At 43.8% G+C, this 12330-nt stretch carries 9 protein-coding genes and 1 pseudogene; 9 read left to right on the forward strand and 1 reads right to left on the reverse strand.

The window, feature by feature from the left end; genetic code table 11:
* Window positions 1–427: 427 nt before the first annotated feature.
* The 3 genes from V7K40_RS12150 to V7K40_RS12160 all read left to right on the forward strand — a co-directional run bounded on the left by V7K40_RS12150 (window position 428) and on the right by V7K40_RS12160 (window position 4191).
* Window positions 428–823 carry a hypothetical protein gene (locus V7K40_RS12150; protein WP_334959813.1) on the forward strand — a complete coding sequence of 132 codons (396 nt, stop codon included), beginning with the start codon at window positions 428–430 and terminating at the stop codon, window positions 821–823.
* A 153-nt stretch (window positions 824–976) separates the two neighbouring features.
* The gene (locus tag V7K40_RS12155) at window positions 977–1993 is read left to right on the forward strand and encodes an AraC family transcriptional regulator (protein WP_334959815.1); all 1017 of its coding nucleotides are present in this window, start codon (window positions 977–979) and stop codon (window positions 1991–1993) included.
* 185 nt (window positions 1994–2178) lie between these two features.
* On the forward strand, window positions 2179–4191 hold the full coding sequence (locus V7K40_RS12160; RefSeq protein ID WP_334959995.1) for a TonB-dependent siderophore receptor: 2013 nt from the start codon (window positions 2179–2181) through the stop codon (window positions 4189–4191).
* A gap of 245 nt (window positions 4192–4436) precedes the next feature.
* Here V7K40_RS12160 and V7K40_RS12165 read toward each other — a convergent pair.
* Window positions 4437–5120, reverse strand: a pseudogene (locus tag V7K40_RS12165) (Uma2 family endonuclease).
* Window positions 5121–5239: 119 nt separating this feature from the next.
* Between V7K40_RS12165 and V7K40_RS12170 the strand changes: the two are divergent.
* From V7K40_RS12170 to V7K40_RS12195, 6 genes are all read left to right on the forward strand, one after another.
* A complete protein-coding gene (locus tag V7K40_RS12170; RefSeq protein WP_334959817.1) occupies window positions 5240–6238 on the forward strand; it encodes a helix-turn-helix domain-containing protein in 999 nt (332 codons plus the stop codon).
* Window positions 6239–6386: 148 nt separating this feature from the next.
* Window positions 6387–8954, forward strand: coding sequence for a TonB-dependent siderophore receptor (locus V7K40_RS12175; protein ID WP_334959819.1), 2568 nt, complete (start codon window positions 6387–6389; stop codon window positions 8952–8954).
* Between the two features lie 112 nt (window positions 8955–9066).
* The gene (locus tag V7K40_RS12180) at window positions 9067–10275 is read left to right on the forward strand and encodes a PepSY-associated TM helix domain-containing protein (RefSeq protein WP_334959821.1); all 1209 of its coding nucleotides are present in this window, start codon (window positions 9067–9069) and stop codon (window positions 10273–10275) included.
* A gap of 408 nt (window positions 10276–10683) precedes the next feature.
* A complete protein-coding gene (locus V7K40_RS12185; RefSeq protein ID WP_334959823.1) occupies window positions 10684–10869 on the forward strand; it encodes a hypothetical protein in 186 nt (61 codons plus the stop codon).
* A 33-nt stretch (window positions 10870–10902) separates the two neighbouring features.
* A complete protein-coding gene (locus V7K40_RS12190) occupies window positions 10903–11121 on the forward strand; it encodes an AMIN domain-containing protein (RefSeq protein WP_334959825.1) in 219 nt (72 codons plus the stop codon).
* Window positions 11122–11174: 53 nt separating this feature from the next.
* Window positions 11175–12314: a PepSY-associated TM helix domain-containing protein gene (locus V7K40_RS12195; protein WP_334959827.1), complete on the forward strand. Its 1140-nt coding sequence runs from the start codon at window positions 11175–11177 to the stop codon at window positions 12312–12314.
* Window positions 12315–12330 lie beyond the last annotated feature (16 nt).

Consider the following 12330-nt stretch of genomic DNA (forward strand, 5'->3'; position numbering starts at 1 on the left):
ACAGTAGCAGTCTTCCTCGTGACGGTAGCGGTCTTTCTCGCGACAGTAGCAGTCTCTCTCATGACGGTAGCGGTTTCTCTGGCGACAGTAGCGGTCTTTCTCGTAACAATAGGAGAAAAATCAATACACCTATGAGCAAAAGTAACTTTTGCGCTCTTGTGGCTAAAGAAGTGCATCTTTATTTTTTGCCCCTTACCCTTTTCCCGATTTCTGCAACAAGTCTAATAGCTCAATGCCCCAAGTCAGGGGGCAGCTATCCCTCTCTACCCACAAGGAAATAGAGTTTTTTGCCGACTTTCGATAAAATACCGAAAAACTACTGCTATTACCTGAAAATTTTATCAGAAAAAATTGTGAATTTTGCTGAACCTCTATGCTGGTTAACTAAGGCAAGCTAGCTCTAGAAGCATCTTAAAAACACAAATTTATGGCTCGTCAGAAAAGAACATCCCGCATCTTAGAAAAAGCTCAGATTAGGTCTGCTGGTCTGAAATCGATTATTCCAAATATCAAATTTGATGAGGATTATAGTCTCGAAAAACTGATTGTGTCAATTGAGCAGTTACGTAACAAAATTGATGTTTACAATACCACTCTGTCTGTGGTTGATTCTTCTAAAACTGAAATTGAAGAGATGGAAAAAAACTTGAGTCAGCTTTGTGAGAAGATGTTAATGGTAGTTGCTATCAAATACGGCAAAGATAGCTGCGAATATGAAATGGCGGGTGGTGTTCGCAATAGCGATCGCATCCGCAAAATCAGAGCTAGCCGCTTAAAATCTGTTGCAGAAAAAGCATCTGATGAGAATGCTCAAGCTGTCTAGGTTCTGGCAATTTAACTACATTTATACATTTACTGTCTAACTGCTCAGGGACACTAACAAAAGCACAGAGGCTTCCTCAGCTTATCAATAGACATTGCTTCATAGCCACTTTATGAGAAACTATTGCAAATATTGCAATTATCGCTCAGTCCCATGACCATCTCCATTTCGCGGAATTACTTCTGGGAAATCTTTTTTGAAGATGAACCAAGCAAGCAACGCTACGACCCCTCAGATGAGTTTGACATGATTTGGCAATATCCATCCCAGTTTGGTAAAGGATATTGTCGAAATATTCAATTGCGAGAGGGATTAGGATTACTAATTAGTAATTATCAATTGCGCGATCGCTTAACAATCAAAGTACCAGAACGTGGAGGTGATTTTGTAGCATACGACTTCTGGGTTTCAGGAAGCGGCGAAGGCAGGGACGTTCATACGGGAAAATATTTAGCAGGCGGAGTAGGACAGTACCTTTTCTCTAGCGGTGGCATAGTACCAAGCCAAATTGGAACCAGTTCAACAGCGCAACCCCATCTTGCTATATCTGTTTGGATGACACAGGAACTATTTCGCTCATTTGCAGGCAATGCCCAAAAAGAGGTTTCCTCGTCCTTACAGCATCTGCTCCGGCAACCTACTCAAGAACTGTATCAGCGTCTGGGAACAACTACACCAGTAATGCAAGGACTTGTGCAGCAAATTCTGTGCTGTCCGTACCAAGGTTTGACTAAGCGGATGTATCTCGAAAGCAAGGCGCTGGAATTAATGACACTGCTGCTAGAAGAGGAGTTGGAAGCAAAAGAGGGTAGGCTCAATCCCACTGCACTGAAGCCAAATGATATCGATCGCATTCACCATGCGAGAAATATTTTGCTAGAAAATCTTGACAATCCACCATCTTTGCTCGAGTTAGCAAAGCAAGTAGGATTAAACGATCGCAGTCTCAAGCAAGGATTTCGCCGAGTGTTTGGTACAACTGCCTTTGGCTACCTACACGACTATCGCCTGGAGAAAGCACGCCAACTCCTCAATACTGATGAGATGAAAGTAATTGAGGTGGCAGATAGCATCGGCTTTGCCAGTCGCAGTTACTTTACAGCCGCATTTAAGAAAAAGTTTGGTCTTAGCCCCAAAAAATATCAGATGCACCAGAAAAAGTCCGTCTAAAGCACAAAAAAAGTCCGTATAGCGCACAAAATTTCTTTCACTTACACTAGTCTATCCAGTAATCTTCTTGAGAAGGCTTGTCAGGGTAGGCACAACAGCCACCCCAAACACCCCAAGCTATTCAGCCAGAAAATCAGACACAGCCAACTCAACCATCAACTGGTGATGAGCCGATTGAGTTGGTAGTGACAGGGGAGCAAGATGGATACAGTGTACCGGATGCTTCAACTGCGACTAAAACTGATACCCCACTGCGCGATATTCCCCAATCGATTCAGGTAGTTCCCCAACAGGTGCTGCGAGATCAACAAGTTACCCGCTTAGACGATGCCCTGAGAAACGTTAGCGGAGTGACTTCAGCAGATGCTTCTTACCGAATAGATAATGATTTCACCATTCGCGGCTTTTCCACCACTGGTGATGCGGGTAATGTTCTCAGGAATGGTCTGAGAGATCCTGAAGGACTGCGATCGCTCGAACTCTCCAATATTGAAAGAATCGAGGTCTTAAAAGGCCCTGGTTCGGTTCTGTTTGGTCAAGGCAATCCCGGTGGCACAATCAATCTGATTACAAAACAACCACTGCGCGACCCGTTTTACTCTGTTGAGGCAACGATTGGGAATTATGACTTTTACCGAGGTGCGGTGGATCTGTCTGGACCTTTGAACGACTCCAAAACAGTGTTGTATCGGTTGAATACATCTTACCGGGATTCCCGCAGTTTTGTTGATTTTACCGACTACAAACATCTACTCATTGCACCTGTTCTCAGTTGGGCAATTAGTCCTCGAACAATTCTAACTCTGGAAGGAGAGTACATAGACACGGAATATGACGGCTCGCCGACGGGTTTGCCAGCCATTGGTACAGTCCTACCCAACCCAAATGGAAAAATACCGCGTAACCGCAATATTAGTACTTCATCCCAAAGGCTCGATCAAACAGTGAGTAGAGTTGGATACACACTGTCACACAAATTTAGTGATAACTGGTCGTTACGCAATGCTTTTCGAGTGTCGTCCTATCGTGACGATGGAAGAGGCGACAGTTTTTATGTTACAGGTCTTGCAGACGACAATCGAACCCTAAATCTTGGCTCAACTTTAAGCGGTTCGCAAATATATATCAACACCTACGATCTGACAACGTACATTAATGGTAAGTTCTCAACCGGGTCGCTGAAACATCAGTTAGTGTTCCGACTCGATCTAGATAGATATGACTTTTTTAGGTTCCGCTATTCTGTGGGATCTTCTGCACAGCTTGACCTGTTTAATCCTGTGTACCCTAGTCAGCCAGTTGGGCCGGCTATCTTCAGTGGCGATACCTCCACTTTAGCAGATACATTGGGTGTTTATGTTCAAGATCAACTGGTGCTGGCAGAAAATCTAAAGCTGCTGTTGGGCGTGCGGTTTGATACCTTCAAGCAGACAGACGAAGATTTCGTAGCTGATACAAAAACCAGTCAATCTGATAATGCATTTAGTCCCCGCGTGGGAATTGTCTATCAACCCATTCCCCCAATTTCCCTTTATGCCAGCTACAATCGTTCGTTTACTCCCAGCATTGGAACTTCCTTTGGTGGTGGTTCATTCCAACCAGAGCGCGGTACTCAGTATGAAGTAGGTGTCAAAGCCGATTTGAGTAATCAACTGTCGGCAACCCTGGCTTTTTACAACCTAACCCGCTCGAATGTCTTGACGACTGACACTAGACCGGGTGTACCACCAGGCTTTTCCATCCAAACAGGTGAACAACGTAGCCGAGGGATTGAACTGAACATTGCAGGTCAAATTTTACCTGGATGGAACATCATCGGAGGCTATGCCTATACCGATGCAGAAATTACCAAAGACAATAATCCTAATCTGGAGGGTAACTTCTTGAACAATGTCCCCAAGCACAGCTTCAACCTATGGACAGCCTACGAAATTCAACGAGGTTCGTTGCAAGGCTTCGGAGGTGGTGTAGGTTTCTTCTTTGTGGGCGATCGCCAGGGTGATTTAGCCAACACTTTTGAAGTGCCAAGTTACTTCCGTACTGATGCTGCCATCTTTTACAAACGAGATAACTTCCGCGCTGCCCTTAATTTCAGGAATCTCTTCAACGTGGACTATTTTGAGAGTGCCCAATCTAGATTGCGCGTTTATCCCGGTGAACCGTTTACGGTGCAGGGAACAATTTCCTGGGAGTTTTGATCGGACATCGGCTTTCGGTTACTACTTTGCTGCGTTGTTTGTTGGTCGCTCTCTCTAATAATAGACACTATTTCTTAATAAGTAGTTAAGAGTATTACTATAACTATTTGTTTTAGACAGAGAAAATAATCTTAATTTGCAGCGATCGCTATAAACAAGATCCCCGACATCTTAAAGATGTCGGGGATCTATCTGTCGCTTTCAATTCTCACAAATGAAATAGAATTGTTATATTCCTTAATAATTCAAATCTTAGACTGCTGTGATAAATGCTGCACAAACTCAACGTGTTCTTTTGAACTCAACCCTTGTTGCAAGACTGCTAAAACTTTCGTCATGTCTCCTGTAATTAGTGAAGTGACAGCTAACCACAAACCCGAAAATATCTGACTTTTAATCACATCATCTTTATCTGCTAGGAGTGGTAAATACTCACCATTTTGTAAACAGAACTAGTCGAGTTTATTTTCCAAAGTTTGCCAGACGATGTATTCCTGGACTCCGTTGCGACGGTAGGCGCGTTTTTTGTGGTATAAATCAATAGATGCACTACTGGCTGCTACTTATGCTACTAATTCCGGTGCGCCTTCTACGTAATCATCTGCACTGATTTGTGCCTGTTCCCTGGCTGGTTTATCTATCAACAGCAAAACATCAGGCTGTGGTTCATTGTCTAAATCCAAGCGCACAGTAGCATTGTCGCCTAATGCTACGCCTGGAGTGAAAACTTGATAAACTCCCAACCAGGTAATTAACTGTTCATGAGGTTGGCCATGACTTCTAAAACGCAGAGGTGATGCCACGTAGACGACTCCTTCGATTAATTCTACTTTTTTATTGGGCATTGCTGTATAACGACGCTCGTATTCGTGGCAGGTTAAGTGATCGCCAACGGCATAGCTTCTCTTCTCTACTAGAAGCTGCGCCAACGAGACGTTGTTCGCGTTCGCTTAGAGCAACGCAGGAGCGTCACCCGTAGGGCTTGCTGTAGACATCACTCTCGCTACTAATAGATACTATTTCTCAATAAGCAGTTGAGAGTATTACTATGACCATTCGTCTAACTGGGACAGAAGACTTTGGGGAATTTTGCCAGGATGTGCAGTTATTTAATGACTATGAAGGAAAAGAACAATTGTCTACTTGGTTTGGTAAATACAGCTTTCACTGGACTGGGCTTCGCCATAATCTTGGGCTAGGAATTCATGACAATGAGTATTCTCAACCAGTAATTTTTGAGCAAAAACACGATGACTCGCCTTTGCTGACATCTAAATTTTTTCTCTCTAGTGGTGTCAGAACTGTTACACCAAATGTGCCCGGAGTCAGTGATGATTATGAAGAAGTTGCAGGTTATAACTACTTATTTTGCTTGCCTGATGTTCGGGAGTTTGAACATTTTAATGCAAACAAACGCACTCAATGCATCAGTATTTATTGGTATCCTGATTTACTTGACAGTTTCCAAGGAAGCTTTGAAGAGTTGCCTACTTTGCTTGAGCAGTTGAGAGAAAATCCAATAAAAGAGCGCTTCCATCAGCCATTAGAAGCAACCACACCTGCAATGTGGTTAGTACTCAAACAAATATTGCAGTGTCCGTTTCGAGAAAAACTTAGACAAATGTATTTAGAAGCAAAAGTGCTAGAACTACTAACACTTCAGATTGCACAATGGGGGGAAAATCATCACCTATTGCAGCGATCGCTTTATTTCCGTGCCGATGAAATTGAACGTTTGCATCACGCCAAAGCTATTTTAAATCAAAGGCTGCCACATCCACCTTCTCTACTAAATTTAGCCAAAGAAATCGGACTCAATGACTTTAAGCTCAAGCGGGGATTTCGAGAAGTGTTTGGGACTACGGTATTGGGATATATCCAATCTTTGCGGCTAGAGCAGGCAAAACAGCTACTCCGAGGCACTAATTTGCTGATCGCACAAATTGCTTATCAAGTGGGATACGAAAGTACCAGTCATTTTAGCTATCTGTTTAAGCGGCAATTTGGCATGACTCCTAGAGAATATCGTCAGCAAAAAGGTCTGTAGCAAAAAGGACATCCCGATTCCGATACAAAAAAATCCGGTTTCAGATATTTGCGCTTACCTGAATTTCGTATTCTCATAAACAGAGTTATATAAAATAATTCTCAAGTCTTGACTCTGTTTTGAGAAATCCGGTTGGGTGTGTGGAGTTATGAAACTGTTGCGATCGCTGTTTATTTCCTGTTTTTTTATTGCTGTAGTCATACAACCAACTCAGGCAAAGCAAGTAACTGAAATTCAAAGTGTACAAGAAGTAGACCGTTCTGCAAGAACAGTCAAAGAATGGTTTGCTCAAATAGAACAGCAGAACCCAGCAGCCCAAAGTCAGAAAGTTGAAGTTGTACAAGTGACTTCAGTGAAGGCAAACCCCACCTCTTTGGGTGTGGAGGTGATTTTGCAGACATTAAAAGGGCAACAATTGCAAGTAGTGAATCGCTCTTCGGGCAATAACTTTATTGCTGATATTCCCAACGCTCAACTGCGTTTACCATCAGGTGATGCATTCACGTTTCGCTCTACTAAACCAATTGCAGGTGTTAGTGAGATAACGGTAACAAACCTTGATGCCAATACTATCCGGGTGAGCGTGACAGGGGAAGCAGATGTACCAACTGTTGAGTTGTTTGACAGTCCAGATGAAGGTATCATCTTCTCTGTAGCTAGTGCTGCATCCAGAGCACAGCAACCTCAAACGCAACCAACTCCTGAACAAGAGCAGCCAGGGAGTCAACCATCACCAGCAAGTAATCAACCAATTGAGTTGGTGGTGACGGGTGAGCAAGACCAGGGCTACAATCCCTCGCAAACGAGCGTTGGCACCCGCACCGATACGCCCTTGCGAGATATTCCCAATACCATTCAAATTGTACCGCAACAGGTGATTAAAGATCGTAATGTTACCGATGTCAACAGTGCGTTGGAGAACGTCAGCGGTGTTCAACAGAGCTTTGGAAACATTTCAGTTCGTGGCTTCACGGCACAACAAACAGTCAATGGTGGTTTGTCAGGCGCGGCAGATTTTTCTAACGTTGAACAGGTTGAAGTGCTGCGCGGGCCAGCAGCAGTTTTGTTCGGAGCAGGCGGACTTGGAGGCATAATCAACATTACGACCAAACAACCGCTGTTTGACCCATTCTATGAGTTAGGCTTGAATGTCGGCAGCGATAGTTTCTACCGGGGGACGGCCGATCTTTCAGGACCATTGACTCAAAACAGAAATCTGCGCTATCGCCTGAACATTGCGCTCCAGGATGCTTACGACTCACAAAACTTTTCGAGTTCACAAGATTTGTTTATTGCACCAACTATTACCTGGGATATCAGCGATGATACAAAGCTCACCCTAAACTTTGAATACCTCAATCAACCATCAAAATTTTATGGAGTCCGAGCTTTGAATGGCTCATTTTTGCAGCGAGATCCTAATTATGATTTTCCTGATGATAATCACACTGATAATAGAACAATGCAAGGAGGCTATCGTTTTGAACATCGGTTCAATAAAAATCTTCAACTTCGCAGTGCGCTATCCTTCAGTTCAAACCTTGGACATGTAAGAGGAATTAACTATGGTATCTTGTCTGATGAGCAATTTATTGACAGGACAGACGCTGATGATAAATACGTGTATGAAAGCTATACGACGCAAACTGGGCTGCTAGCAAACTTTAATACCGGATCAATCGCTCATCAAGCGCTGTTTGGTGTCGATACACTACTTAATAGGCAAAGATTTTTTGGTTTCGGTATATCCTTGCCATCGCTAGATATTTCCAACCCGGACTATGATATCGAATTACCATCCACAGATACACCCCACACTTCTGATTATAATCAACAATACAATACTGACTCCTATGGGGTTTTCCTGCAAGATCAGATTAAGTTTCAGGGTAACCTCATCCTGGTGGTGGCTGGACGATTGGATTGGGTAACAATCACGGCGAGTGACTTTGTTGCAGGTACTGTTGGTATAAACTACTCACAGACGTTTAGTCCCCGCGTTGGCATCGTCTATCAACCGATCAAGCCGCTTTCGCTCTACGCCAACTACAGCCGTGCCCTTGACACTAATAATACGGGTGGTCGTTCTCGAACGGGTCAAGCTTTTGCTCCAGAGCGTGGGACTCAATATGAAGCTGGCATCAAGGCTGATTTTCTAGATGGTAAACTCTCAGCAGTTTTAGCCGCTTACCAAATCACAAGAGCCAACGTGTTGACACCTGATCCCCTGAATAATGCGGACGAGGGCTTTAGTATTCAGGTTGGAGAACAGCGCAGTCGCGGCATTGACTTCACTGTGGCGGGTGAAATTTTACCGGGTTGGAATGTGACAGCAGGGTATTCTTACATTGATGCGATTATCACTAAAGATAATACCTATGAGGTGGGCAGTCCAGTGGTATTTACGCCACATAATTCTGCGAATTTGTGGACAACTTATCGAATTCAAAGCGGCGATTTACAAGGTTTAGGCTTTGGGTTAGGCGTATATTTTGTCGATGAGCGCCCTGGTGGTGAATTTATTTCACGCGACTACAAGATACCTGCATATACTCGACTTGATGCGGCTCTATTTTACCAACGCAACAACTGGGAGGCTGCGCTTAACTTTGAAAACTTATTTGATTCGGAGTATATCGTCAATTCGCGCGGTCCTGGGGACATTACTTATGGTAAGCCTTTCACAATTCGTGGGTCACTCAAAGTGCGGTTTTAATCTTCTCAATTTCTGCGGCTGAATCCACTTCAATGATAATGACTATTACCCTACCCATATTGGGTATGCCCTTTGGTCACTTGATCGTTTTGAGTCAGGAGAAGTTTTAACCATGAGCAAATCTAAAAAATTCCGCGATGTGATTTTCAATCTCCACCGCTATCTTGGTTTAGTGGTTGGCTTAATTGCAATCATTGCTGGCTTAACGGGTAGCCTACTGGTGTTTATGCGCGATATCGATAATTTCGCCTTCGCTCATAAGTATGGAGCAGTGATACCCCAGGGCGTTCACGGAGTGTCTCTGCAAAAGAATCGCCTGCCTTTATCGGTGCTAGTGGACAGGGTGAAAGCTGCCCATGTCAACGAGCCAGATTTTCAGATCGGTGGGATTTTTCCTTACGGACTTTACTTTGATTCAACACCAAAACCTGATGTACCTGCAATCATCGGCGATTTTTTGGTAGATCCTTACACGGGGAAGCTTTTAGCCCAAAATCCCTCCTGGTTTGGCAGCGAATTCTTCGGTAAAGTGTACGAAATTCACACTGCCTTACTGATCGGCGATGCGGGTGCCTACATCCTTGGGATTGCGGCTGCGTTAATGGTGATTCTGAGTGTAACCGGGATCGTCCTTTGGCCGGGATGGAGAAAACTCAGTAGCGGATTCAAAATCAAACTTGATGCTCGTGCCAAACGACTAAACTTTGATATTCATAAAGTGGTTGGCATCATTTTAGGCGTAGTGTTGCTTTTGCCTGTCGGAACAGGTGCTTGGTGGGATTTTCCACTTTTTGGTTCTACTCTTGAGATCATTTTTATGCCTGTTGATGCCGTTGCTAGCATTTTCACGCCTCAAACCCCTCAGACAGTAGACTCTCTTGCTACTGCTTCTACTCCGACTCCAAGTCAGAAGCCTTTTCCCTTAGATGTGATCGTGCAAAAAGCTCAAGCTGCCTTACCGAACTTCTCCATATTTAGTATAGGTGTGCCTAGCAAATCGCAAGCAGGAACCTACGACTTTCGGATGATTTCTCCACGAACGCAATCCTGGGATAGTGAGGTGCATATCGATCAATACACAGGTGAGATTTTACAAGTTGTTGATGGGACTAAAATAACGTCCTTATTAGGTCGTTTGTCCAACTATTCAACACCCCTGCATTATGGTGTTTTTGGTGGGTTATCTACCAAAATTTTGTACGTATTCGTAGGAATATCTCCTGCTATCTTGTTGGTCACAGGTTTGAACATGTTTCGTCTTCGTCATAAGAGAGTTTCTCGAAAGAATCCAGTCGATCTCTCCAATGAGTCTCAATCTTAAATATTTAGCTGGATTCAATTGATTCTGTTTAGCAATCCAAATGGCAGTACATTAGAAGAAAAAATGACTGTTGCAGGGGTTGCAGTCAGAGTGGGTTATGCCAGCCCTACAGTTTTTTGTACCGCTTTTTGACAGCAGATAGAACCTCCCTGGGTTAAGCTTTCATAACTTTAACTAAATTTTGACTTCGTGCGATCGCTATATCGTAGCAGCTTTTCAGTAGCCATTTGATCGTGAATTGGCAAAGTTATTCATCCATAAACAGTCCGGCTTAAAGAGAAAAAAGTCTGGCTTGAAGAGAAAATCATCATCTAAATCCCATATACTACTTGCAAACAACTTTTAATTGTCTTTAAAAAAATCAGGCACTATTGCCAGTCAGATTAATAAGTGTGGTGTGGGACGACAATGTTTAAACAACAACTTTTGACGGTAAGTGTACTTTCTGTGCTGTTAACTCCACCTGCTTTTGCACAAGCAATTGAGCAGATACCTCAAGGAAATCAGGACAAGGGAGGGTCAGTAATAACTAAAATTCCCCGATTGAGTGAGATTGATAGACCTGCAACCAATATTAAAGATTGGCTATCTTAATCCTCAACTCCTAATGCCCAATCTCCAGTACAGGTGACAGGAGTACGGGTTAACAGTACCAACACTGGCATAGAAATAATTCTCGAAACCAAAGAAGGTGAAAGACTAAAGCCAACAAGTCGCAATCAGGGGAACACATTAATTACAGATATTTCTAATAGCCAATTAGCTTTGCCAAATGCGAAGGAGTTTCGCTCAGACAACCCAGTAGCCGGAATTACTGCGAACATGATTTTTCTTCCCCCTTTATAAAGGGGGATTGAGGGGGGTAATTAAGTCTGACATCGTGCAAAGGAGCGTCTACCTTGAGTAATAAAAAACTACGTAATTTCGTATTTACCCTGCACCGTTATATTGGTTTAGTGGTGGGACTGATTGCCATCCTGGTTGGCTTAACTGGCAGCCTGATCGTTTTCCAGCGCGAAATCAACGAGTTTCAACAGCATCAACAGTTTGGCGCTATCTTCCCTAAAGGCGATCGCTTATCGCTGGAAGTCGTCCTGGATATTGTCAAAGCCGCCTATGCCAATCTGCCGGAAATCGCATTGCAAAGCGTTTCTTTCCCAACTAAACCGGATGATCTCTTTAGTGTCGTCATCTCAATTCCGGGCAACGATTGGGTAGAAGTCTACGTCAACCCCTACACGGGGGCAATTCTGGGTAACAGTCTGCATCCCAATGCCGTACAGCGCTTTCTTGCGATTGTTTATGAACTCCACACCTCGTTGAAATTGGGCGATCTGGGTTTACAGATTCTCGGTGTTGTGGGTTTAGTGACGTGCATCGTTGTGATCACGGGAATTATCCTGTGGCCCGGTTGGCGCAAGCTGATCACAGGCTTCAAAATTAAGTGGAATGCCCACCCCAAGCGGCTTAACTTCGATCTACACAAGGTATCTGGTATTACTGCCGCCATATTTTTACTGTTGACATTTTTCACTGGATTTGCCTGGAATTTGGGCTATGTTGACCCTCTGATTCGTGCCATCACCTTCAGTCCATCGCTTCCTGAGCTTGTTTCACAGCCTTTAGCAGGTCAATCGCCCCGGCCACTCAGCCAGCAGATGAAAACGGCTCAACTTGCCCTACCTGACGGAGTATTGCGGAGCATTGACTTAACAAAAGACCCGAAAGCGCCTCTGCAATTGCGGATGAAGCTCCCCCAAGAGCGGGAGGAATACGGTATGAGCAATGTCTATCTCGATCAATACAGTGGTCAGGTTTTACGAGTTGATAATTCGTTAAAAGGATCGTTAGGCGACAAGATTCTCAATTCCTTCGAGCCACTGCACTACGGCACATTTGGTGGCTTACCCACCCGTATTCTCTATGTCTTCGTTGGTCTGGCTCCGTTAATTCTATTTATTACTGGCTTTGTGATGTGGTGGGGTCGCAAGCGCAAGCAGAAAGATGATTATTCTCATAAACGGAGTTATATAAACTAATTCTCAAAGAATCGGC

This window comes from Nostoc sp. (genome assembly GCF_036917195.1).
Lineage (GTDB): Bacteria > Cyanobacteriota > Cyanobacteriia > Cyanobacteriales > Nostocaceae > Nostoc.